We start from the raw sequence: 22,622 nt of genomic DNA, 5'->3' as shown, positions 1-22,622 counted from the left end.
TGCTGGAATTTTCCATTGCTGATTAGTACCGATTTCTATTTAGGGAGAACAATTTATGTCCGCAGACGAGGAGTTACCACTGCTGGATGCTTTACGAGGCTTGGCAATGCTTCAGCAAGAGTTCTTGCGCCTTGCACTTTTCGTTGCATCCCAAGGCTCCACCACATATGAAGGAAAAATTCTGACTTGTAGCCTCCCGGACGCACAACGACGCACAAGCACATTACTAGCAATGGGAGCAGGACAATCTGTCGAGTCCCTTTTACACATAGCCAAACAGCGCGGAATTCCTGTCCGCGACGCCTATCCAATCGCACGATCAGCTGTTGAGTCTTTCGTAAATGCAAGCTACCTCCTCGTGGAGTCAAATGCAGTTGCAGACCGAGCTGTTAGGTACATCGAATTTGCCGCTTGGCGGCAACACAATCGAAAATTCGGCAGTGGCGAATACTCGATTGAAGTCCACACAGACCCTGACCCAGTATCAACACTTGCATCTAAATTTCCTGAGTTTACGGGCAAAGGAAACGGAGGCTGGACCAACCTAGATATGCCAAGTCGTATCAGGCGGGTCGGTGAACTTGCAGGGCGCAAAGCTGGATCGCGGCTACTCGCGGCATATGGACTGATCTACTCACTCTCGTCAGAGGTCATTCATGGTTCACCCTTTGGTGCCAGCTTCTTTTATTCAGCCCACCTTAAAGGAGAAGACACCACAGAGGCCTTCATCGCTGGAACGATTCGGCAGTTAGAGGAAATCCTTATTGCAGTTCTTCACGCCGGATGTGGTTACTTAGCTGCATTCTTTGAAAAGCAGAAAATGCAAGTAGGGCTTGATGCCGAAGAAAAGCTATTCAAGCGGCTTATGGAGCTGAGTACCAAACCGACATCAGTGGCATAGGGTGAAATGAAATTGCACCTCTACTTTTGTTCCTTACCTTGCACAAAATCCGCTCGGCAAACGGTGCAATGCGTTGCGCTTATTGCACCCTACGTCTTTTCGTCAATTCGCTGGGGGGCGGCTGAGCACTGAGCCTTGCCAAAGCAACAAAAGGGGCGATCTGCGCCCGACTCTGTTAATGCCCTCGCTTTATATCGTGAATGCTCGTTCGGCGTGACCTGATAGTCTGCTGACTCACAACGAACACTCCAGTTTCTCCCCCATCAGGGCGAGCAGAACAAGGCCACTTTCACTCATACCTCGCCGCTTCCCAGGCGTGTATCGCCTGTTTGCGGGTCTCGCCCCAGTGATAGCCGCCGAGTTTGCCGTTTTGCTGGATGACTCTGTGGCAGGGGATCATCAAGGCGACGGGGTTGGCGCCCACCGCCAGCCCCACGGCGCGGGCGGCCTTGGGGTTGCCGACGGCGCTCGCTACCTGGGCGTAGCTCACCACCTTGGCGGGCGGGATCTGCAGCAGCGCCCGCCAGACGCTGATCTGAAAGTTGGTGCCGCTCACGTGTAAGGAGATGGGGCGATCCGCCTTCTTGCTGCTATCGAACATGGTGTGGATGACCCCCTGGGTGCGTGATGGCGCCTCCCTCAGTTCTGCCTCTGGCCAGTTGTGGGCGAGGGCGGTCAGCGGCGCCTGTGGGGCCTGGTCATCGAGAAACGAGAATTTGCATACCCCCCGCGGGGTCAGGGCGACGAACGCCTGGCCGAAGGGGGTGTCGTGCACCCCGTGATCGATAACCAGCCCGGCCCCGCGCTGTTTGTACTCGCCCGGTGTCACCGCTTCGAGCTGCACGAAGTGATCGTAGAGCCGCGAGCCGCTGCTCAGGCCCAGGGTATCGGCCACTTCCAGCAGCGGGCGTGACTCCTGCAGCAGTGCCTTGGCACGCTCCAGGGTCAGCACCTGCAGATAGCGTTTGGGCGTCACTCCGGCCCAGCGGCTGAACAGCCGCTGGAAGTGAAAGGGGCTTAAGTGAACGTGCGCCGCTATCTCGTCCAGGGTGGGCTGGCGCGCCACCTGGCTGGCGATAAAACGGATGGCATCGGCGATACGGGCGTAATCAGACATAAGGCGCTCTCACGATAGGTTTGCAGCCGCAGGATCTTGGGTGCGACAAGGTCATGTGCGACAAATAGATACCCCACCATCGGCCAGCAGGGCAATGCCGGTGGTAAAGCTGGATGCATCGGACGCCAGATAAAGGGCCGAGCGGGCGATCTCCTCCGGTTGGGCCAGCCGTTTGAGGGCATGCATATTCTGCACAAAGGCGAGGCTCTCCGGGGTATCGGTAAAGGCCCGCCCCATGGGGGTGTCGGTACCCCCCGGCAGCAGGGCGTTGACCCGCACCCCTTGTGCCCCATATTCGGCAGCCAGCACCTGGGTCAGGCCAATCAGGCCGGCTTTGCTCGCGGCATAGGCCGCCATGCCGGGCAGCCCCAGGGTATGGCCGACGAAGGTGGAGGTAAAGATAAGCGAACCGCCGCCGCGTGCCTGCATGGCGGGGATCTGGTACTTGGCCCCCACAAAGGCGCTGGTGAGGTTGGTATCCAGGGTCTCCTGCCACTGTGCCAGTTCAAGCGCCGGCACGCTGCCCGGTGTCCCCGTGATGCCTGCGTTGTTGAAGGCGATATCGAGCCCGCCGAAACGGGTCAGCGCGAGATCCACCAGGGCGCGGGCATAGGTTTCGCTTTTCACATCTCCCGCCAGGCTCACCGCCTGGCCCCCCTCGTGGCGGATCTCCTCCACCAGCAGATCCAGCTCGGGCTGGCGGCGGGCGCCGACGACGATGCTGGCTCCTTCCCGGGCAAACAGAATGGCGCTGGCGCGGCCGATGCCGGAGCTGGCGCCGGTGATGATGGCGACCTTGTTGGACAGTAATGACATGGCAGTTCCCTCGCTGAGTGTGTTGTGCAGGCGCACAGGGTTGGTAATGGATTCGACCCTCAATAGGCTCGACCCCACTCTGGTTTGGCCCCACTATGGCAATCGGTCCTCGCTGGCACGACCCGGATCTTGCTCTCTTTGCCCCCATGCCGCTTTGCTGCGCGCTGATACCGGTCCTCGCGGCAACAAAACAGGGGATCTTCTGCCGTCATTCTCTATAATGCCCCCTCATTTTTTGACTGCCGGTTTGACTGCTGGGCCAGACCGGCGGCACCGCTGGCCGCGAGCCGGCCACCCGATAGAGACGATGTCATGCATACCCTGGAACAGCTGCGCGCAGGTGAACTCTGCGGCGCCCGCCACCTCAAACTCGCCGAAAACCTGACGGAGTTCCCGCCCGAAATCTTGAGTCTCAAAGAGACGCTGGAGGTGCTGGATCTCACCGGCAACCAGTTGAGTCGGCTGCCTGACGAGCTGGCCGGGTTCAGCAAGCTGCGCATCATTTTCTGCTCCGAGAACCGCTTTACCGAGCTGCCCGAGGTGCTGGGGCGCTGCCCGGCGCTCACCATGGTGGGCTTCAAGGCCAACCGGATCGCCATTGTGCCTGCTGCGTCGCTGCCGGCGGGGCTGCGCTGGTTGATCCTGACCGACAACGCGGTGGAGCAGTTGCCCGACGAGCTGGGTCAGTGCGGCGCCCTGCAAAAGCTGATGCTCTCGGGCAATCGCCTGCGCGAGCTGCCGGCAACCCTGGCCAACTGCCAGCGTCTGGAGCTGGTGCGTATCGCCGCCAACCGGCTCGACGCGCTCCCGGATTGGCTGGCGAGGCTGCCACGCCTTGCCTGGCTGGCGTATGCGGGCAACCCCTTCAGCGACAGGCAGGAGCAGCGGCTGGGCCAGTGCGCCTCGGTGGCAGACATCCCGTGGGATTCACTTAAGGTGGGCGAGCTGCTGGGGCAGGGGGCATCCGGTGTCATCCATCGCGCCGAGCTGGCAACGCCGGCGGGGCCGCGGGCGGTGGCGGTCAAATGCTTCAAGGGGGCCGTGACCAGCGATGGGCTGCCCCGCTGCGAGCTGGCGGTGTCGTTGGCGGCTGGTCGTCATCCCCATCTGGTCGGGGTTGAGGGGCGGGTGGGCGATCACCCCTCCGGCATCCCGGCGCTGGTGATGGCGCTGATAGACCCAGATTTTATCAACCTGGCGGGGCCGCCGAGCCTGGACTCCTGCACTCGCGACATCTACCAGGCCGATGCCCGCTTTACCCCGGCTGCGCTGCTGGCCATGGTGCAGGGGGTGGCGAGCGCCGCGCTGCATCTGCACTGGCGCGGCATCCTGCACGGCGATCTCTACGCCCACAACATGCTGCACTCCTTGCAACAGGAGGGGCGGCTGCTGCTTGGGGATTTCGGCGCCGCCTCCTGTTATGAGCGAACCGATGGTGAGCTGGCCGGCTTGCTGGAGCGACTGGAAGTGAGAGCCTTCGGCTGCCTGCTGGAAGAGCTGCTGGCCCGCTGTGCCCCCTGTGATGACAGGCTGGATGCCCTGCATGCGCTGGTGGATGACTGTCTTGCCGAGGTGGTGGCGGCGCGCCCCGACTTTGCCGAGATTGCCGCCAGGCTTGCTGCGGTGGCGGCGGTCATCTGCGCCGAGCCAGTTTTGCTCTGATCCGGCTCGCCCTGCCGTCGCTGTAGTAGCAGGCGCAAAGCAGGCGAAAAAGAGCAGGAGTGGATGACAAAAAGATGTCAAAAGGGGGCCTTCGGGCCCTTTTTTGTTTTGTTCCGCTTTTTTGGGCAAAAGTTGTGGCTGCCGCCTTGTTGGTGCTTGCGTGTGCCGGGCTAAGTTGTGATATTGAGGCATCTTTACATGACAGGGGTGACTGGATGGAAGCGGCATTTTGGCATCAGCGTTGGGAAGAGAACCGGATCGGCTTTCATCAGGCGGATTTCAATCGCTGGCTGCAATCCTGGTGGTCGGCCCAGCAGCAGGGCGAGCCCGTGCTGGTGCCCCTGTGCGGCAAGTCCCGCGACATGCTCTGGTTGAGCGGGCAGGGCCATCCGGTCGACGGGTTCGAACTCTCGTCCGTCGCCATCAACAGCTTTTTCAGCGAGAACACGCTGAGCGACACTGTGAGTGCAAAGGGGCCCTATCAGTGCCATCAACACGACAGTCTGCGCATCTATGAGGGGGATTTTTTCGCCGCCCCCGAACTTGGCCGCCGCTATCGGCTGGCCTATGACAGGGCAGCCCTCATCGCGCTGCCGACCGCCATGCGCCGTCAATATGCCGAGCTGATGAGCCGGCTTATCGAGGCGGGTGGTCAGATCCTGCTGGTGACCCTGGAATATCAGCCGGAGCAGCAGCGTCAGCCGCCGTTCTCGGTGGGGGAGATGGAGGTGCGCACCCTGTTCGAGCGCCACTTCCAGGTCGAGGTGCTGGGGCGAGCAGCCGAGCTCGATCACCCCAGGGTGCTGTCGGGCCAGCTCTCTTACTTCGATGAGGTGGCCTACCGGCTGGTGCGCCGTCCAGAGGCTTGACCAAAAGCGTGAGCTGAGGCGATAAAACTGGCCATAAAGCTGCAGCTGGCTGACTCTTTATTACCTCCTTTGACATAGATCAACGTGACAAGGGAGGGGAGTGCCTAAGATGAGCCTGTTTCTCAATCACTGTTGTCATCGGCAGGCGCGCTCTGGTTTGGGACTGCCCGCCGACCATCAACTCAGTGTCTGATTTTCACGCTCATGTTCACTTTTGGCGGCTCTGGTCGCAATTGATTATGGTTTTTCCAGCCGACCCCACGGGGTCGGCTTTTTATTGGCTGCAAAAAGGGGAACAGGCGGTCTGATCAGGCCTCGAAGGTGGCGGCATTGAGCCGGAACGCGCGGGGGTCGTCGATGAACTGGCCGGTGATGCGCTCGTCGTGCTCGTGGCCCTGGCCATAGCTGCAGAGGATCAGTCGATCCGACGTTCTCGATCTCAGCTGGGTGATAAAGCGCACCAGATCGGCGCGGCTCAGGTTGCCGACCTCCTCGCACACCCTTTCGCGCTGATCAAAGCCCAGGTCCTTGTTGCCGATGCTGACCCACAGCCGCTGGCCGCGGCTGCGCAAGTTGGCATCCCGCTCGCTCAACTGGGCCTGCAGGCCCGCCTTGCTGTCCTGCCACTGGCGGGCGGTGAGCTCGAGCATGGCCAGCGGAAACAGGTCGATGAACTCCTCCACCGCATCCAGCAGGATCTGCGGCCCGGCCACCGGCGACTGGATGTAGAAAATGAGGCCGGGATGGCGATTGAGGGGCAGGTTGCCGGCCCCCACCACATAGCCGAGCTGCTGACGGGTGCGCAGCTCGTGAAAGAAGGTGGAGGACATGATGTGGTTGGCCAGGGTGAAACAGGCCAGGTCCCGCGCCCGGGTGGTGCGCGACTGGTAGTAGACCAGCAGAGCCGAGTCTTCATGCTCACAGCCCTGTTCGCGAATGAGGGTGCCCCTGTCCTGAATGGAGATGAGCGGGCGGCGGGTCTCGGCACTGGGCTGGCTGTTGACGCCGAGGTGGCGCTCCAGCAGGGCGGCGAGCTCGAGGGCCTCGGCGGCGGTCCAGTCGCCGTGCACCAGGGTCTCTACGTGCACCTCGGCAAAGAGGCTCGCCACGAAGGCAGGCATCTCGCCCAGCTCGACACTGCGCAGGTGGCGCAGCAGCTGCTCGAACGGCGGGTTGTTGGGCTGCAGCAGGCTGGTGAGCTGGTTGAACAGCTGGGAGATGGGGCGCGCCTTGGACTGGTTGTCCCAGTTGCGAATGAGCTGCTCTTTGATTTCGGCAAAGCGGGCGGGATCCGGGTAACCCAGGGTGCGGTTGCCGAGGATCATGTCGAGCAGCAGCGGCTGCTTGTCGGCAAAGCCGCTCAGGTTGATAGTAAAGCCGCCCTGGTGGGCATAGATCTGGTAACCGAGCCCCGCCAGCTCCGCCGGATAGGTGAGGGCGTTGAGGTGGTCGGTGAGCAGCTCCACCGCCAGCCGGGCCATGGCGATGTGGCGCGGGCTCTTGACCGCGTGCTCGCTGTCGATGGAGATGTAGAGGTTGCCCTTGGGCACGCTGAACTGATGCTCGTGCAGGTGCCAGAGCCGAAAGCCGGGCCGATCAATCAGGCAGGCGGGCATGTCGGCGGTGAGCTCGGGCGTGCGTACATCGAGCCGGTTGCAGATGAAGGGGTTGGGCAGCGGCAGGGCCAGCGCCGGATCCGGTTCGCTCTGTTGCCAGCGGATCTTCTCCGCCTCGGTGATGGTGGTCACGCTGTAGGGGGTCTGATACCAGCGGGCCAGCCGGTCCGTGCCGAGCTCCGGCGCCGTGATGGTCAGGCGCAGGTTGTGGGGGGTGAGCTTGGCGAGCAGGCGGCGAATGAGTGGCTCGTCGTATGCGCGCATCATGTAGTCGCCGTAGAGCAGGTCGTCGGGAGCATAGCTGAACAGGTTCAACACCAGTCCGGAGACGGTGTCGAGCGCCCGGCCCCGCTCCTGGAAGCGGAAGGCGGACTCAAGCACGGTGCGCTTCTCGTCATAGCGCCAGGCTTCCACCCCGCCGCGCTCGATGAGCTTCAAGTAGCCGAACAGGGCTGCCACTATCTCGTTGACGTGTTCAAGCCCGAGCGGGGTCAGCCCGAAGTTGACGCCAAAATCCTTGAAGTTGGCGCCGCTGATGCCACCGCCGGCGGAAAGCTGATTGACCCAGCCCTTCGCTTTCAGCAGAGAGAGCAGGCTGCCGTCCCCTTCGTAGCCGATGAGGTGGCTCAGGAAGGTGAGGGGTTTCTTGTCGTAATACTCATCCACGTTGGGCAACGGGAAGGTGAGCGCGAGCTTGCGGGTCTCCTTGACCGGGTTGATCTGGATGCGAATGCCCAGGTCATCGAGCCGGTAGAGGGGCATCTCGAGGGTTGGCGTTCCCAAATTGCGATTCAAAATGGGAGCGAAAAAGCGATCGCACCAGCCGAGCTGGGTCTCGATGGTGGCTGGCGAGATCATCACCAGCGCCATGCGATCTGCGCTGTAGTGGGTTTCGTAAAACCGGATGAGGTCGGAGCGCAGATCCCGGCCGGGCAGGTCGGCCAGGGTATCCAGGTTGCCCACCGAGAATTTGGCGAAGGGGTGGGCGGGATTGACAGTCTCCTTATGCACCTGGTAGCTGCGGCGCACGTCGTCCTGCAGCTTGAGGCGGTATTCGGAGTCGACCGCGTTGCGCTCCTTGTCCACCCACTCGGGATCGAAGGTGGGGCAGATGAAGAACTGGGAGAAGCGATCCAGCCCGGCCTCGAAGAAGCCGTTGTCGATCTCGAAGAAGAAGTTGGTGAACTCGGTGCCGGTCCAGGCGTTGTTGCTGCCGCCATGACGGCTCATAAATTGCTGGTATTCACCAGGTTTGGGATAGGTGCAGGTGCCAAGGAACAGCATATGCTCAAGGAAATGAGCCATCCCCTGCCGGTCCGCCGGATCGTCGAAGTGGCCGGTGTTGACGGCCAGGGAGATGGCAGACTTGTCGGTGTCGGGATCGCAGATCAACAAGACCCTGAGCCGGTTTGCCAGCTCCAGATAGTGGTACTGCCGATGGTCGTTGGGACTGGCATATGGGCTCATTGGCGCGTGACTCTTGTTGGATTTATTTGAATTTAAACATGATTATCGACCCCGCTACCCGGTGAGGCAAACCCTTTTCTGAGAGGTAGCGCAATTGTTTCCCCCGGCATGGCGGGGTAAGATCCCCCCGCTATCAAAACAGGCCCGTTGGGCGAGGTTGTAATGAAAATCTACATCATGCGTCATGGCCAGGCTGGCATGAATGCGAAAACAGATGAACAGCGTCCACTGACCGAGCAGGGAATCGAAGAGTCCATCCACATGGCCCGCTGGCTGGCCCCCCAGCTTGGCGACAAGCTAGATCGGGTGATCCACAGCAACTATCTGCGCGCCAAACAAACCTGGCAGAGCATATGCAGTGAATTACCCAAGGCAGGGGCTGTCGAAGAGAGCGGTGACATCACCCCCTATGGCGATCCGGCCTTCGTGGCGAGTTACCTCACCGCGCTGGCGGCCAAGCACGACAGCATCCTGATGGTGAGCCACCTGCCGCTGGTGGGATATCTGGTGCAGAGCCTCTGTCCGGCGGCCGGTGCCCCCATGTTTGCCACCTCAGGTCTGGCCTGTATCGAGTGGCAAGATGGCAAGGGGGTCTTGCTCTGGTTGGAAGGACCACATACAATACGCTAAAAGTTAATAAAAAGTTATAGATTGGTTTTTTGGGGAAGAGAGTCGCGATTTTTCCGGATTTTTATACAGAATTTACGGAATTATTTCGCAGAAGCTGCTGTCATACGGATACAACTGCAAGAGGTTGCAAACGATGAGAGTGTTCAAGAAGTACCTGCCGCTGATGGTGGCAAAACATGTCAAAACCTTCTTCAAGGGGCGGATTTACATCCACGGCAGAGGACGCTTTGACTTCCAGTCCGGCCTGCTGATGATGCCTACGTCGGCGGACATTCCCCACCGTCAGACCGTGGTCGAGGTCAACGAGTTGATCTCGAGACTGCACATGGATGCGGCGTGATTGCTTCGTCACCTCGCTGATCCGCGTCATGCCCGCCACCGTGCGGGCATGACTGTTTTTGGGCTCCCTCCGGCCTCTTCAGCGCTGTTCGAACCCCCTTTATGTCAGCCAATTCTGCCTTGGCGGCGCGACGCTTGCTAATCCTGTTGACCCCCCTATACTGCCGCCAGAAATACCCGCTGCTTTTTTCTGGATATAGTGATGCCACTTGCCTTCTTGTTTCCCTTCTCCTGCATGGCCATCTGGGCCGGCAACGCCATCGTCAGCAAACTGGCGGTGGGCGTGCTCTCGCCGGCGGCGCTGGCCTGGTCGCGCTGGATGGTGGCCGCCATCATCTTGACGCCGTTCCTTGCGCACCGGGCCTGGCGGGATCGCGCCAAGCTGCGCGCCGGCTTCTATCAGCTGGCGGCGCTGGCCCTGCTCGGCATGGTGCTCAACCAGACTTTCGGCTATTACGCGGCGCAGACCCTGGGAGCCACCGAGATCGGCCTGATGATGGGGCTGACTCCGCTGATGACGGTGCTGCTCAGCATCTGGTTGCTGCGCGAGCGCCCTACCTGGGGGGCACTGCTTGGCGGCGTCATCTCCATTCTGGGGCTGGCGATTTTGTTGGGGCAGGGGGATCCCGCCCGCCTCTTTACCCAGGGCATCCACATCGGTTCCGTCTACATGCTGCTGTCGGCGGGCACCTATGCGCTCTACAGCGTGTTGCTCAAGAAGTGGGATCTGGGGCTCGACAACTGGTCCATGCTCTACGGCCAGGTGCTCTGCAGCCTGCTGTTCCTCACCCCGTTCTACCTGCTGGTGGACGGGCAGTGGCCGGACGGCCGGGCATTCTGGCTGATCCTCTATGCGGGGATCCCGACCTCGGCCCTGTCGCCCTGGCTGTGGATGCAGGGCATCGCCCTGCTCGGGGCAAGCCGCACCGCCATCTTCATGAACCTGCTGCCGGTGATGACTGCCGCTCTGGCCATCAGCTGGCTCGGCGAGAGATTGACCAGTTATCATCTGATCGGTGGCGGCATGACCCTGTTTGGGGTGCTGCTGGCCCAGTTGCTGGTGCAGCCTGTGGTGCTGCGCCGGCGCAGGGTGGCGTTGGCCGCCTGCCGGGACGAATGAGAAAAAAGACCGCCGAAAGGCGGTCTTTTTGTCTGCGGGGTAGCGAACCTTATTGCGCGGTCAGATAGAGGTCTTTCGAGTAGACCAGATCCTGCGGGTTCTGATAGGGGTAGCCCTTGATGTTGGGTTTGAGCAGGCGGGACTTGACGTAGAAATAGACCGGGGCGATGGGCGCTTCTGCATCGATCAGGGTCTCGGCCTGCTGATAGAGCTGGTTGCGTTCGGCCGGATCCCTGGCGTCATGGGCCTTGGCCAGCAGGGCGTCATACTGCTTGTTGAACCACTTGCCGCTGTTGGCGCTGCTGCTGGAGGTCATGATGTCGAGGAAGGTGGAGGCATCGTTGTAATCCCCGTTCCAGGCGTAGCGGCTGACCCCGAAGTCCCCTTCGTTGAGGGCCGACACCATGGTCTTCCACTCCATGTTGTTGAGCTTGGCCTGCACCCCCAGGTTGTGTTTCCACATGGAGGAGATGGCCAGTGCTATCTTCTTGTGCCCCTCGTTGGTGTTGTAGAGGATGTCCACATCCAGCGGCTTGCCAGGGCCATAACCCGCTTCGGCGAGCAGCGCCTTGGCCTGCTTGATCCGCTCTTCCTTGCTCATCCGCTCGCTGGCCGGTCGCTTGAGCTCGAAGCCGTCCACTATCGGCGGCGTCAGGCTGAAGGCGGAGATCTGGCCCTGCCCCAGGATCTTCTCGGTGATGGTGTCCCGGTCGATGGCCAGGGAGAGCGCCTTGCGCACCTTGGGGTTGTCGAACGGCTTGCGCTGGGTGTTGAACACGTAGTAGTAGGTGGCCAGGGTCGGCACGCTCACCAGCTCCTGCGGGCTCTGCTGCTTGAGCTGCTTGTACTGCTCGAGCGGATAGCTGGTGTAGTGCAGCTCGCCGGCGCGATAGCGGTTGTAGGCGGCGGTGTCGGAGACGATCTCCAGATAGAACACCTTGTTCAGCACCGTATGCTGGTTGTCCCAGTAATGGGGGTTGCGCTCGGAGATGAGACGCTCGTTGGGGGTCCACTCCTTGAGCACGAAGGCCCCGTTGGAGACGATGTTGCCCGGCTTGACCCACTCATGACCGAACTTCTCGATGGTTGCCCTCGGCGCCGGGAAGGTGGTGTAGTGGGAGAGGGTTTTCAGGAAGAAGGGCACGGGGTTTTTCAAGGTGATCTGCAGGGTATGGGCATCGAGCGCCTTGATGCCCAGCGTATCCGGGCTCTGCTTGCCCTGAATGACCTCGGCGGCATTGGTGACGCCGGTTAGCTCGATGAACCAGGCGTAGTTGGAGGCATTCTTGGGATCCGCCGCCCGCTGCCAGCCATAGACGTAATCGGCCGCCGTCACCGGCTCGCCGTTGGACCATTTGGCATCGGGTCTGAGCTTGAAGGTGTAGACGGTGCCCGTGGGGTCAAGCTCGTAGCCAAGGGCGCCAGCAAGCTGCAGCTTGCCGTCCCCGTCCAGGGTGTAGAGCCCCTCGAACAGGTCGTTGACGATTTCGCTGCCCGCGCTCTCTTCCACCATCTGGGGGTCGATGGAGGCGGGTTCGGTACCTATGTTGCGGATGAAGGTTTGCTGTTCTGCCGGCAGCAACTTGGTACCGGCCGGTACCTGGGCTGCCAGGGTGGGGAGTGCGAACAGGGCGGCAACCGTGCCGGCAATGAGAGTCCTTTTCATTGAATATCCTTATGTTTTTTTGCTTCCAAAGCCGGGCCAGTGTGCGGGATTGATGGCGAGATCTCAAGAGGCAGACAGGTCCCCCATGGCATGTGTCCCAGATAGGGGGCATGGCGGGGATCTTGCCATCCTCATGGCGACATCTTCGTGAGTTTTTGCCACGAATTAACATCGGAAAAGTTACCGATTGAAACCAGTTTGAGGGCGATTTCGGGCGAAAAAGGTGGGGGAGATGCGCGTTTATTCAGCGGCTTAATTCGCTGCAAAAACAAAAAACAGGCGTTACATTAGGTTACAAAACAAGGCTGCCGAGGATCGGCACTTTTTTTGTTTATGCGTGCAAACGTTTTCAAAGCCAACGGAAACGATCTTAAAGGAACAATAATGCGAAACATGATCACCATGGGCGAGTTCATCGTCAAAAAGCAGGCGGATTATCCCACCGCGACCGGCGAGCTGACCTCGCTGCTCAGCTCCATCCGCTTGGCCGCCAAGGTGGTGAACCGGGAGATCAACAAGGCGGGGCTGGCGGACATCATCGGCTCCATGGGCGCTGAAAACGTGCAGGGCGAGGTGCAGCAGAAGCTGGACGTTTACGCCAACGAGCGCTTCAAGGCGGCGTTGGAAGCCCGTGGCGAAGTGTGCGGCATGGCCTCCGAAGAGGAGGAAGACTTCGTCTCCTTCGATTCCGAGCTCTCCCGTCACTCCAAGTACGTGGTATTGATCGACCCCCTCGATGGCTCCTCCAACATCGACGTCAACGTCTCCGTCGGCACCATCTTCTCCATCTACCGCCGGGTCAGCAAGCCGGGCGCCGGCGTCACTCTGGAAGACTTCCTGCAGCCGGGCAACCGCCAGGTCGCCGCCGGTTACGTGGTCTACGGCTCCTCGACCATGCTGGTCTACACCACCGGCTTTGGCGTCAACGGTTTTACCTACGACCCCTCCATCGGCTGCTTCTGCCTCTCGCACGAGAACATCCGCATCCCGGAGGAGGGCAAGATCTACTCCATCAACGAGGGCAACTACATCAAGTTCCCGGACGGGGTGAAGAAGTACCTCAAATATTGTCAGGAGCGGGACGAGGCGACCCACAGACCCTATACCTCCCGTTATATCGGCTCGCTGGTCTCCGATTTTCACCGCAACCTGCTCAAGGGCGGCATCTACATCTATCCGTCCGGTACCAACTCGCCGAACGGCAAGCTGCGCCTGCTCTATGAGTGCAACCCCATGGCGTTCCTGGTGGAGCAGGCCGGTGGCAAGGCGTCAGACGGCTTTGGCCGCATCATGGATATCCAGCCCACCGCGCTGCACCAGCGTACCCCCTATTTCGTGGGTTCCACCAAGATGGTGGATCGGGCCGAGGCCTTCATGCGGGAGTTCTCCGCACACGAGAACCCGGCCAATCAGGCATGACGGCCAGCGTCACGGGATAAAAAAACGGGAGCCATCAAGGCTCCCGTTTTATTTGGGCTAGCGGCTGGCCGCCCCCTCAGGGGCTGGCGTGGCTGGCGAGATCCGCCAGCAAGCCATCCACCAGCTTGAGGCGCATGGCCCTGTCCTGGGTCGGCACCTGGAAGCGCAACCGGGTCGGTCCGTCCATCTTGTAGATGCGCGGCTGCTCGGAGAGCAGCTTGACCAGATAGGCAGGGTTGACCTTGGTCTCCTGGGTAAAGTCCAGATAGCCGCCGCGCTCGCTCATCTCCACCCGGCGAATGCCAAGGGCTGTGGCGCGCTGGCGGAAGGCCGCCAGCTCCAGCAGGGTTTTGGTCGGCTCCGGCAACAGGCCGAAGCGGTCGATCAGCTCCACTTTCAGTTCGCGCAGCTCCTGCTCGTCCGCCGCACTCGCAATCCGCTTGTACATGGAGAGGCGCATGTTGACGTCCGGGATGTAGTCGTCCGGCAACAGCGCCGGCAGGCGCAGCTCCACCTCGGTGTGCTGGCTCATGAGCTGTTCGAGCGACGGCTCCTTGCCCGATTTCAGCGCCTCGACCGCCTGCTCCAGCATCTCCATGTAGAGGGTGAAGCCGACCGATTCAATCTGGCCGCTCTGATCGTCGCCGAGCAGTTCGCCGGCGCCGCGGATCTCCAGATCGTGGGTGGCCAGCGCAAAGCCGGCGCCGAGATCTTCAAGGGACGCAATGGCTTCCAGCCGCTTGGCCGCATCCTTGGTCATCAGCTTGGGATGGGGGGTGAGCAGGTAGGCATAGGCCTGGTGGTGGGAGCGGCCGACCCGGCCCCGCAGCTGGTGCAGCTGGGCCAGACCGAGATGATCCGCCCGATCCATGATGATGGTGTTGGCGCTCGGTACGTCGATGCCGGTCTCGATGATGGTGGTGCAGACCAGTAGGTTGAAGCGCTGGTGGTAGAAGTCCGACATCACCCGCTCGAGTTCGCGCTCGCGCATCTGGCCGTGGGCGATGCCGATGCGCGCCTCCGGCACCAGCTCGGCAAGATCTGCCGCGCACTTCTCGATGCTCTCCACGTCGTTGTGCAGGTAGTAGACCTGGCCGCCACGCTTCAATTCCCGCAGCACCGCCTCGCGGGTGACCGCCGGCTCCTGCTGGCGCACGAAGGTCTTGATGGCGAGCCGCTTGGCGGGCGGGGTGGCGATGATGGAGAGATCCCGCATGCCCGACATCGCCATGTTGAGGGTACGCGGAATGGGGGTAGCGGTGAGGGTGAGGATGTCCACATCGGCTCGCAGCGCCTTGATCTTCTCCTTCTGGCGCACCCCGAAGCGATGCTCCTCGTCGACGATGAGCAGCCCCAGATCCTTGAAGGTGAGCTCGGCGCCCAGCAGCTTGTGGGTGCCGATGATGATGTCGACCTTGCCCTCGGCCAGCTCTTTCATCACGGCGCTCTGCTCCTTGGCGGAGCGGAAGCGGCTCAACACCTCGACCCGCACCGGCCAGTTGGCGAAGCGGTCGCGGAAGTTGTCGTAGTGCTGCTGGGCGAGCAGGGTGGTGGGCACCAGCACGGCCACCTGCTTGCCGCCGTGTACTGCCACAAACGCCGCCCGCATCGCCACCTCGGTCTTGCCGAAGCCCACGTCGCCGCACACCAGCCGATCCATGCTCTTGGCCTGGCACATGTCGCCGAGTACCGCATTGATGGCGTTGAGCTGATCATCGGTCTCCTCGAACGGGAAGCCGGCGGCAAACTGGCGATAGGCCTCGCGGTCATGTTTGAAGGCAAAACCGTGACGGGCCGCCCGCATGGCATAGACATCCAGCAGCTCGGCCGCCACGTCGCGCACCTTTTCGGCCGCCTTGCGCCGGGCCTTGACCCAGGCCTCGCCGCCGAGCTTGTGGCTGGGCGGGTTATCCGAGCCGGTATAACGGCTGATCAGGTGCAAACTGGTGACCGGCACGAACAGCTTGTCGCCGCCGGCATATTCCAGGGTCAGAAACTCGGTGGGCAGGCCGCCGGCATCGATGGTCTCCAGCCCCAGATAGCGGCCGACCCCGTGATCCAGGTGCACCACCGGCTGACCCTGGGTCAGCTCGCCGAGGTTGCGGATCACCGCATCCGAGCTCAGGTTCTTGCTCTTCTCCCGCTGCCGTTTGCTGCGGATCTTGCCGCCCAGCAGTTCGGTCTCGGTGATGAGCGCGAGCTCCTCTTGCCCCGGCTCTCGCAGCAAGAAGCCGCGCTCGAGCGGTGCCACCAGCAGGCCGTGACGGGCCTTGCTGGTGATGAAGGCATCGAGTGACGCGAACTCCTTGGGCTGCAGCGCGATGCGGGCCAGCAGATCGCCCAGTACCTCGCGCCGCCCCTCGGACTCCACCGCAAACAGGGTGCGCCCGGCAAAACCTTGCAGGAACTGGTTGAGGGCCAGCAGCGGCTGCTCCTTGCTGTGATCGAGCTGCAGTTCGGGCAGCGCCGAGATGGGCAGGTCATGCTGGCCCGCATCGCCGGCGGTGGGGGCCTCCTGCAACCGTACGGCCGCGTATTGGCCGAGCGCCGCAAACAGCTGCTCCACCGGCAGATAGATCTGCTGGGGGGGCAGCAGGGGACGGGTATTGTCCCAGCGCCTGTCCTCGTAGCGCTGGCCGATGTCGTTCCAGAAACGCTGGGCGGCGGGGTAGATCTCCCCCACGGTCAGCAGCAGGGTGTTGTCCGGCAGGTGGTCAAACAGGCTGGCGGTCTGCTGGAAGAAGAGCGGCAGATAGTACTCGATGCCGGCGGGCCAGCGTCCCTTGCTCACCTCCTGATAGACGGAGCCCTCGGCACGGGAGATCTCGAACTGCTCCCGATACTGGCCGCGAAACAGCTCGATGGCCCCCTCGTCGGTGGGAAACTCCCGGGCCGGCAACAGACTGACGCTCTTGACCGGCTCGCTGGAGCGCTGGGTCTCGGGGTCGAACGGGCGGATGGAGTCCACCTCGTCGTCGAAGAAGTCGATGCGATAGGGGCTGCTGCTGCCCATGGGGAAGAGATCGAGCAGGGAGCCGCGGGCGGCAAATTCGCCGTGCTCCAGCACCTGCTCCACTGCCACATAGCCCGCCTCGGCGAGGCGCGCGCGCAGCTGCTGCAGATTGAGGCGCTGGCTGCTTTTCACCATCAGGCTGTATTTGTCGAGATAGACCCGGGGCGCCGTGCGCAGCATCAGGGTGGAGATGGGCACGATCAGCACGCCTCTGCTCATCTGCGGCAGCTTGTAGAGGGTCTCGAGCCGCTGGGAGATGATGTCCTGATGGGGGGAGAAGGTGTCGTAGGGCAGGGTCTCCCAGTCCGGGAACAGCAGCACCGGACAGCCCGTGTCGGCCAACAGGTATTGCAGTTCCTGTTCGAGGCGCAGGGCGCTCGGGGTATCGGCGGTCACCAGCAGGACGGGACGATCTGCCTCCTGGGTGAGGCGGGCGGCCATCAGCGAGAGGCTGCTGCCTGTCAGCTGGCCGAGCGTTAACTTTTGGCCCGCCTTGGCGGGCAAGGCGGGAAGCTTCATTGGCATCATTCGATTCTTTTAACGTTGACGGTCTTGCGCACGAAGTTTGAGTTGTTTGGACTGGATATGCAGGCTGGCACGTACCAGCAGTTCACGGTCATCCTCGCGGATCCGCACATAGTCGAGCATCACGTGGGTGCCGTGCTCGCTTGGTTCCAGCTGCTTGACCTGGCCGTAGCAGTAGATGGCGGAGGCCTCTTCACGCAGGAAGATCTTGAGCCGCACTATCTGGTGCAGGTGCGGCACCTCGCCGTGGCCCTGGCGCGGATGCAGATAGGTCAGCTGGCCGGCGCCAAAGCGCAGGGTGTGAAAGCGATGTTCCGGATGATCCTGCACCGACAGCACATAGCCCATGATCATGTCGATCTTGCGCGACTGCTGGTTGATGATCTCCACCAGATCGTGCATCGAATCGTTCTGATTGCGGATCAGGCGGCTGGTCACCATGTCGATGGAGGTAATGGCGGAGGCGATGCGAAAGGGTTCGGGCAGCTCGGCCTCCAGTGCTTCCAGCGAGGGCAGATGAAAGTCACCGGGCATGGGGATCACATTGACCGGTGTGGCATGGGTGACACTGAAGAACTGTTCCTGCATGGAGGCTATCCCTTGTTGTCATAGACGGTTTCCCTTTATTATCCGGTATCTTATTTTGTTGGCAATGTAGATATCCTTGAAGACTGGACTTTTTCAGCCACTGTCGCTGGCCATCGGCCTGCGTTATGCAGGCTCGCGACGCAGCAATCGCTTCGTTTCATTTATCTCCCTGTTTTCCACTTTCGGCATCGCCATCGGGGTCGCCGCCCTGATGGTGGTCATCTCGGTGATGAACGGTTTTGAAGGGCAGCTCAAGGGCCGCATCCTGGGGGTGATCCCCCATGTGGTGGTGACCAGCCCGGCGGGGCGCATCGATGCCGCGCAGCAGGGCTTGCCCGACCTGGCCAGGCTGCCGCACGTGATTGCCCATGCCCCCATGCTCGACAGCGAAGGCATGTTGCAAAGCCCCGGTCAGCTCACCGGCGTCAGCGTGCAGGGCATCGATCCCGCCCAGTGGCCCAAGGACGACATCCTGCACGCCCAGATGCAGATGGGGCGTCTGGACAGCCTGCAGGCCGGCGAATACCACATAGTGCTGGGGCAGGGAGTGGCCAATCGCCTCAAGGTCTCCATGGGCGACCAGGTCCGTCTGATCCTGACCGAAGGCACCCGTTTCACCCCGTTTGGCCGGGTACCGGCCCAACGCCTCTTCACCGTCTCCGGCATCTTCGGGGTCGGTGCCGACGTGGACAGCCAGGTCGCCCTGATTGCGCTGGGGGATGCCCAGCGCATGCTGCGGTTGCCAGCGGATCAGGTGGGTGGCATCCGCCTCTGGCTGGATGACCCCTTTGCCGCCGACGAGGTGGTGAAGACGGCGCTGCCGGACGGGCTGGAGTGGCAGGACTGGCGCCGCGAGCGCGGCGAGCTGTTCCAGGCGGTGGCCATGGAAAAACGGATGATGGGGCTGATGCTGGTGCTGATCATCGCGGTCGCCACCTTCAACATCCTCTCCGCCCTGGTGATGGTGGTGACCGACAAGGAAGGGGAGGTGGCCATCCTGCGCACCATGGGCATGAGCGAAGCCGGCATCGTCAAGATCTTCATGGTGCTGGGGGCCTCCAGCGGGGTCATCGGCGCCCTGTTCGGCGGTCTGGCGGGACTGGCGCTCTCCATGGGGCTCAACCCCTTGCTCGATGCGGTGGGGCTCAACCTCTACATGACGGCCGGCGGCTCGGGCCTGCCGGTCATCGTCGAACCCGCTCAGGTCGTGACCATTTTGCTGGGCGCCGTGCTGCTCAGCTTCAGCGCCACCCTCTACCCGGCGGCCCGTGCGGCCCGGGTCAAACCGGCCGAGGCGCTGCGTTATGAATAATTCATCTTCTGTTGTTACTGGTGCCGGTGTTGCTGCCGGTGCCGGCGTTGTTACAGGTGCAAGTGGAGCCTCCTCTATGAATCAATCCGTCTCCTGCGAGCCGCTGCTGCGCTGTCAGGCCCTCAACCATGTCTATAAAGAGGGCGATCTGGAGACCCAGGTACTCAAGGGCATCGATCTTAGCGTGGCGCCCGGCGAGATGCTGGCGGTGGTGGGCAGCTCGGGCTCCGGCAAGACCACCCTGCTGCACCTGATGGGGGCGCTAGATAACCCCTCCAGCGGCGTAGTGCTGTTCAAGGGGCAGGACATCCATCGCTGGGACAGCCGTACCCAGGCGAAGTTTCGCAATCAGGAGCTGGGTTTCGTTTACCAGTTCCACCACCTGCTTTCCGAGTTCACCGCGCTGGAAAATGCCGCCATGCCGCTGCTGATCGCCGGTGAATCGGTAGCCAGCGCGACCGACAAGGCGAGCCGGATGCTGGGGCGGGTAGGGCTCTCCCACCGTCTCAACCACCGACCGTCCGAGCTTTCCGGTGGCGAGCGCCAGCGGGTGGCCATCGCCCGAGCCCTGGTCAACGAACCCAGCCTGGTGCTGGCGGACGAGCCCACCGGCAACCTGGATCACGCCAGCGCCACCGCCGTCTACGAGCTGCTCTGCGAGCTCAACCGCGAGCTCGGCACCGCGTTCGTGGTGGTGACCCACGATCTCAGCCTGGCAGCCAAGCTCCATCGCCGGGTGACCCTGGTGAGCGGCGTGATGGCGGAGGTCGCCTGATGTTCAAACCGCTGCCCCTGTTTCTGGGCCTGCGTTACAGCCGCTCTCGCCGTCGCAACGGCTTCATCGCCTTTATTTCCGCCTCCTCCCTCATCGGCATCGCCCTCGGGGTGATGGCGCTTATTCTGGGGCTCTCCGCCATGAACGGCTTTGAGCGGGAACTCAAGAACCGGGTGCTCTCCGTGGTGCCCCACGGCGAGCTGATGGGGATGGAGGCACCGCTCCCCAACTGGCCCAAGCTGCGGGATTACCTGCTGGCCCAGCCCGGGGTGGAGGCTGCCGCCCCGGTGATCCGGCTCGACGGCCTGCTGGAGCACGGCAGTGCCCTCAAGGGACTGCAGGTGCGCGCCGTGCTGCCGGAGCTTGAGGCCAATCTGTCCGATGCGGGCAACTACATGACGGGCCGCGGTCTGCGCGAGCTGGAAGCCGGCGAGCACGGCCTCATCCTCGGCAAGACCATCGCCGACAAGCTGGGAGTCAAGATAGGGGACACGGTCACCCTGCTGCTGCCCCAGGGCGGCGATGCCGCCGGCATCAAGAACCCGAAGCGCGAGTCTCTCACCGTGGTGGGGCTGCTCGAGATTGGTGGCCAGCTGGACGGTGTGCTCGGCTTCATGCATCTGGCGGATGCCCAGGCCATCACCGGCATGGGCAGCGCGGTGGAGGGCTTCAGCCTCAAGGTGAACGACGTGCTCAAGGCGCAGTCCATCACGGTGGCGGCCGCCCAGAAGTTCCCGCACTACGTCTACATCAGCAGCTGGATGAGCCGTCAGGGTTATCTCTATCAGGACATCCAGATGGTGCGCACCGTGATGTACGTGGTGATGCTGATGGTGGTGGCGGTGGCCTGTTTCAACATCGTCTCCACCCTGGTGATGGCGGTGAACGAGAAACGCAGCGAGATCGCCATCTTGAAGACCATGGGGGCGAGCCCTGGCCAGATCCGGCTCACCTTCGTCATTCAGGGGATGGTGAACGGGGTGGCGGGCGCCTTGTTGGGTGCGCTGCTGGGCGGCCTGCTCTCCAGCAAGCTGACCCAGATCCTGGGAGTCATCGAGAGGCTCATTGGTCATCGCTTCCTCAACCCGGACATCTACTTCATCGACTTCCTGCCGACCGAGCTGCACATGCAGGACTTGCTCATCGTCACCGGCGCCGCCATCCTGATGAGCCTGCTGGCGACCCTTTACCCCGCCTGGCGGGCGAGTGGGCTGGTGCCGTCCCGCGAGTTGGGACACTGATACGCGGCATCTTGTCTGCTGATAAAAATGAAGGGCCCGCCGGTGCAAACCGGCGGGCCCTGCTGTTTTGGGGGGATCTGGCTGGTTTAGTGGGCGTTGAGTTCATCCAGCGGCAGCGAGAAGCTCGCCACGAAGATGTCGATGAAGTAGCGCATCTCGTCGCTCATCCGGGCCGCCAGCATCTGCTCGAGGCGCTTGCGCGCCGGCTCGAACTCCCGGTTGCCGGCATTGATCTCTTCGAGACACTTGGTATAGGCGCAGAGGGTGTCGGCATCCTTCACCAGTCTGGCCAGTTCGCCATCCTGGGCTGCCGAATCGAGCAGCGGGCGAAAATCCTCGACCAGCTCCGGCGGCAACATGTCCAGCAGGCGCTGCTCGGCGGCGAGCTCAATCTTCTTGTATTCGCGGGCAATCTCCGGATTGAAGTACTTGACCGGGGTGGGCAGATCGCCGGTCAGCACCTCGCTGCTGTCGTGATAGAGGGCCATGACGGCGGCGCGGTCGGCATCCACGCTGCCACCAAAGAGCCGGTTTTTGATGAGGCCGAGGGCGTGGGCCACCATGGCTACCTGCAGACTGTGCTCGGCGATGTTTTCGGGCTGGATGTTGCGCATCAGCGGCCAGCGGTAGATGAGCTTCATGCGGGCGAGATTGGCGAAGAAGTGGCTGGGCAGCATGGATGACCTCGAAGATGGCAATGAAAAAGGGCAGACCCTAGTCTGCCCTTTTTTACGGCTGGCGGCATCGCCTTCAGCGAATATAACGGCCGGATTCAGCCTCCTGATTGGTGACGATCATCTGGCCGATGGGGGCCAGGCTGATGAGCGCCAGCTTGAGGTGCTGGATGCCGAACGGGATGCCGACGATGGTGACGAAGCAGGCCAGCGCCGAGGCGATGTGGCCGATGGCCAGCCAGATCCCGATCAGTACGAACCAGATGATGTTGCCAATCAGCCCCATGGTGCCGGTACCCATGTCGCTCAGACCGGTCATGGTCTTGCGGTTGACCGCCTGTTTGCCGAATGGGAAGAAGGTGAAGGTGCCGATGACGAAGCAGGCGCGTCCCCAGGGGATCCCGATGAGGGAGATAAAACAGATCAGCCCGGCCAGCCACCAGGCCAGCCCCATGAAGACGCCTCCCAGTACGAACCAGAGCAGATTGAACAAGAAGCGGAAAAAGGCCATGTCGGTGACTCCAGACTTATCAAGATGGCTGCCACCATAACGAGCGATGGTCATGGACGCAATGGTTGAAGGGGCGGGGTGGACAATTTGGGTCGCAGGGGGCGAAAAGAGACCTCGATGGAGAGATATGAGGTGAAAAAGTAGGCTCTTGCACGAAAAAAGGTGAGCAAGTGCAAATTCTTGCGGCTTGTGTGCTTGAAGTCGGCCCCGCTATTCCCCATATAAGGGGCAGTTTGGCGGGAATGGTGCCATCCCCTGCCCGGTTGGGGGACGTGTGGCTCGACTCGATCAAAGTGCGCCGCTATAATGTCGCGTCATATTTTCTCATCACAAAGACAGTCGTTGTCTTTATAAACAGGAA

Annotated in this window: 18 protein-coding genes; 10 read left to right on the top strand and 8 right to left on the bottom strand. The window is 61.9% G+C overall.

The window, feature by feature from the left end; genetic code table 11:
- Positions 1–55 precede the first annotated feature (55 nt).
- Positions 56–901 (top strand): DUF5677 domain-containing protein, encoded by an 846-nt coding sequence (locus OKC44_RS10625; RefSeq protein ID WP_168754698.1) that lies wholly within the window; start codon positions 56–58, stop codon positions 899–901.
- Positions 902–1,190: 289 nt separating this feature from the next.
- On the opposite strand, the gene OKC44_RS10620 is transcribed toward OKC44_RS10625, so the two are convergent.
- Positions 1,191–2,018 carry a bifunctional transcriptional activator/DNA repair enzyme AdaA gene (locus OKC44_RS10620; RefSeq protein ID WP_270812725.1) on the bottom strand — a complete coding sequence of 276 codons (828 nt, stop codon included), beginning with the start codon at positions 2,016–2,018 and terminating at the stop codon, positions 1,191–1,193.
- Positions 2,019–2,069: 51 nt separating this feature from the next.
- On the bottom strand, positions 2,070–2,834 hold the full coding sequence (locus tag OKC44_RS10615; RefSeq protein WP_270812722.1) for an SDR family oxidoreductase: 765 nt from the start codon (positions 2,832–2,834) through the stop codon (positions 2,070–2,072).
- Between the two features lie 312 nt (positions 2,835–3,146).
- Here OKC44_RS10615 and OKC44_RS10610 point away from each other — a divergent pair, with 312 nt between their 5' ends.
- Together OKC44_RS10610 and OKC44_RS10605 are read left to right on the top strand one after the other, a co-directional pair.
- Positions 3,147–4,496 carry a leucine-rich repeat-containing protein kinase family protein gene (locus OKC44_RS10610; protein WP_270812719.1) on the top strand — a complete coding sequence of 450 codons (1,350 nt, stop codon included), beginning with the start codon at positions 3,147–3,149 and terminating at the stop codon, positions 4,494–4,496.
- Between the two features lie 215 nt (positions 4,497–4,711).
- The gene (locus OKC44_RS10605) at positions 4,712–5,365 is read left to right on the top strand and encodes a thiopurine S-methyltransferase (protein WP_270812717.1); all 654 of its coding nucleotides are present in this window, start codon (positions 4,712–4,714) and stop codon (positions 5,363–5,365) included.
- Positions 5,366–5,673: 308 nt separating this feature from the next.
- Here the strand turns inward: OKC44_RS10605 and OKC44_RS10600 are convergent, their stop codons facing one another.
- On the bottom strand, positions 5,674–8,448 hold the full coding sequence (locus OKC44_RS10600) for an insulinase family protein (RefSeq protein WP_270812715.1): 2,775 nt from the start codon (positions 8,446–8,448) through the stop codon (positions 5,674–5,676).
- A gap of 162 nt (positions 8,449–8,610) precedes the next feature.
- Here OKC44_RS10600 and sixA point away from each other — a divergent pair, with 162 nt between their 5' ends.
- The 3 genes from sixA (at position 8,611) to OKC44_RS10585 (ending at position 10,537) form a co-directional block, all read left to right on the top strand.
- On the top strand, positions 8,611–9,078 hold the full coding sequence (gene sixA / locus OKC44_RS10595) for a phosphohistidine phosphatase SixA (protein ID WP_011705868.1): 468 nt from the start codon (positions 8,611–8,613) through the stop codon (positions 9,076–9,078).
- A gap of 133 nt (positions 9,079–9,211) precedes the next feature.
- Positions 9,212–9,418 (top strand): DUF1107 domain-containing protein, encoded by a 207-nt coding sequence (locus tag OKC44_RS10590; RefSeq protein WP_016350921.1) that lies wholly within the window; start codon positions 9,212–9,214, stop codon positions 9,416–9,418.
- Positions 9,419–9,619: 201 nt separating this feature from the next.
- Positions 9,620–10,537, top strand: a complete 918-nt coding sequence (locus OKC44_RS10585) for a DMT family transporter (RefSeq protein ID WP_270812713.1) — start codon at positions 9,620–9,622, stop codon at positions 10,535–10,537.
- Positions 10,538–10,586: 49 nt separating this feature from the next.
- Here OKC44_RS10585 and OKC44_RS10580 read toward each other — a convergent pair whose 3' ends face one another.
- Entirely contained in the window at positions 10,587–12,203 is a 1,617-nt protein-coding gene (locus tag OKC44_RS10580; RefSeq protein WP_270812710.1) for a peptide ABC transporter substrate-binding protein, read from the bottom strand.
- A gap of 384 nt (positions 12,204–12,587) precedes the next feature.
- Between OKC44_RS10580 and fbp the strand changes: the two genes are divergently transcribed.
- Positions 12,588–13,622 (top strand): class 1 fructose-bisphosphatase, encoded by a 1,035-nt coding sequence (fbp, locus tag OKC44_RS10575; protein WP_024943968.1) that lies wholly within the window; start codon positions 12,588–12,590, stop codon positions 13,620–13,622.
- 76 nt (positions 13,623–13,698) lie between these two features.
- On the opposite strand, the gene mfd is transcribed toward fbp, so the two are convergent.
- Positions 13,699–17,163 (bottom strand): transcription-repair coupling factor, encoded by a 3,465-nt coding sequence (gene mfd, locus OKC44_RS10570; RefSeq protein ID WP_270812708.1) that lies wholly within the window; start codon positions 17,161–17,163, stop codon positions 13,699–13,701.
- Between the two features lie 9 nt (positions 17,164–17,172).
- Positions 17,173–17,748: a hypothetical protein gene (locus OKC44_RS10565; protein ID WP_011705874.1), complete on the bottom strand. Its 576-nt coding sequence runs from the start codon at positions 17,746–17,748 to the stop codon at positions 17,173–17,175.
- A 76-nt stretch (positions 17,749–17,824) separates the two neighbouring features.
- Between OKC44_RS10565 and OKC44_RS10560 the strand changes: the two genes are divergently transcribed.
- The 3 genes from OKC44_RS10560 (at position 17,825) to lolE (ending at position 21,076) form a co-directional block, all read left to right on the top strand.
- Positions 17,825–19,060, top strand: coding sequence for a lipoprotein-releasing ABC transporter permease subunit (locus OKC44_RS10560; RefSeq protein ID WP_270812705.1), 1,236 nt, complete (start codon positions 17,825–17,827; stop codon positions 19,058–19,060).
- A gap of 76 nt (positions 19,061–19,136) precedes the next feature.
- Positions 19,137–19,835, top strand: coding sequence for a lipoprotein-releasing ABC transporter ATP-binding protein LolD (gene lolD / locus OKC44_RS10555; RefSeq protein WP_270812704.1), 699 nt, complete (start codon positions 19,137–19,139; stop codon positions 19,833–19,835).
- The gene (gene lolE, locus OKC44_RS10550; RefSeq protein WP_065477260.1) at positions 19,835–21,076 is read left to right on the top strand and encodes a lipoprotein-releasing ABC transporter permease subunit LolE; all 1,242 of its coding nucleotides are present in this window, start codon (positions 19,835–19,837) and stop codon (positions 21,074–21,076) included. Before lolD ends, lolE begins: the two co-directional genes overlap by 1 nt.
- 86 nt (positions 21,077–21,162) lie before the next feature.
- On the opposite strand, the gene yfbR is transcribed toward lolE, so the two are convergent.
- Positions 21,163–21,753 carry a 5'-deoxynucleotidase gene (gene yfbR, locus OKC44_RS10545; protein ID WP_270812703.1) on the bottom strand — a complete coding sequence of 197 codons (591 nt, stop codon included), beginning with the start codon at positions 21,751–21,753 and terminating at the stop codon, positions 21,163–21,165.
- Positions 21,754–21,826: 73 nt separating this feature from the next.
- Positions 21,827–22,261, bottom strand: coding sequence for a YccF domain-containing protein (locus tag OKC44_RS10540; RefSeq protein ID WP_011705879.1), 435 nt, complete (start codon positions 22,259–22,261; stop codon positions 21,827–21,829).
- Between the last annotated feature and the right edge of the window lie 361 nt (positions 22,262–22,622).

Origin of the sequence: Aeromonas sp. S41-2, assembly GCF_027705845.1 — a bacterium.
Lineage (GTDB): Bacteria > Pseudomonadota > Gammaproteobacteria > Enterobacterales > Aeromonadaceae > Aeromonas > Aeromonas hydrophila.
The sequence above is the reverse complement of the archived record's forward strand: the minus strand, read 5'-3'. Positions and strand labels throughout refer to the sequence as shown.

What these genes read in the sequence shown, in the direction of transcription:
- OKC44_RS10625 (WP_168754698.1), top strand. Translation starts at nt 56, where the DNA reads ATGTCCGCAGACGAGGAGTTACCACTGCTGGATGCTTTACGAGGCTTG.
- OKC44_RS10620 (WP_270812725.1), bottom strand. Translation starts at nt 2,018, where the DNA reads ATGTCTGATTACGCCCGTATCGCCGATGCCATCCGTTTTATCGCCAGC.
- OKC44_RS10615 (WP_270812722.1), bottom strand. Translation starts at nt 2,834, where the DNA reads ATGTCATTACTGTCCAACAAGGTCGCCATCATCACCGGCGCCAGCTCC.
- OKC44_RS10610 (WP_270812719.1), top strand. Translation starts at nt 3,147, where the DNA reads ATGCATACCCTGGAACAGCTGCGCGCAGGTGAACTCTGCGGCGCCCGC.
- OKC44_RS10605 (WP_270812717.1), top strand. Translation starts at nt 4,712, where the DNA reads ATGGAAGCGGCATTTTGGCATCAGCGTTGGGAAGAGAACCGGATCGGC.
- OKC44_RS10600 (WP_270812715.1), bottom strand. Translation starts at nt 8,448, where the DNA reads ATGAGCCCATATGCCAGTCCCAACGACCATCGGCAGTACCACTATCTG.
- sixA (WP_011705868.1), top strand. Translation starts at nt 8,611, where the DNA reads ATGAAAATCTACATCATGCGTCATGGCCAGGCTGGCATGAATGCGAAA.
- OKC44_RS10590 (WP_016350921.1), top strand. Translation starts at nt 9,212, where the DNA reads ATGAGAGTGTTCAAGAAGTACCTGCCGCTGATGGTGGCAAAACATGTC.
- OKC44_RS10585 (WP_270812713.1), top strand. Translation starts at nt 9,620, where the DNA reads ATGCCACTTGCCTTCTTGTTTCCCTTCTCCTGCATGGCCATCTGGGCC.
- OKC44_RS10580 (WP_270812710.1), bottom strand. Translation starts at nt 12,203, where the DNA reads ATGAAAAGGACTCTCATTGCCGGCACGGTTGCCGCCCTGTTCGCACTC.
- fbp (WP_024943968.1), top strand. Translation starts at nt 12,588, where the DNA reads ATGCGAAACATGATCACCATGGGCGAGTTCATCGTCAAAAAGCAGGCG.
- mfd (WP_270812708.1), bottom strand. Translation starts at nt 17,163, where the DNA reads ATGATGCCAATGAAGCTTCCCGCCTTGCCCGCCAAGGCGGGCCAAAAG.
- OKC44_RS10565 (WP_011705874.1), bottom strand. Translation starts at nt 17,748, where the DNA reads ATGCAGGAACAGTTCTTCAGTGTCACCCATGCCACACCGGTCAATGTG.
- lolD (WP_270812704.1), top strand. Translation starts at nt 19,137, where the DNA reads ATGAATCAATCCGTCTCCTGCGAGCCGCTGCTGCGCTGTCAGGCCCTC.
- lolE (WP_065477260.1), top strand. Translation starts at nt 19,835, where the DNA reads ATGTTCAAACCGCTGCCCCTGTTTCTGGGCCTGCGTTACAGCCGCTCT.
- yfbR (WP_270812703.1), bottom strand. Translation starts at nt 21,753, where the DNA reads ATGCTGCCCAGCCACTTCTTCGCCAATCTCGCCCGCATGAAGCTCATC.
- OKC44_RS10540 (WP_011705879.1), bottom strand. Translation starts at nt 22,261, where the DNA reads ATGGCCTTTTTCCGCTTCTTGTTCAATCTGCTCTGGTTCGTACTGGGA.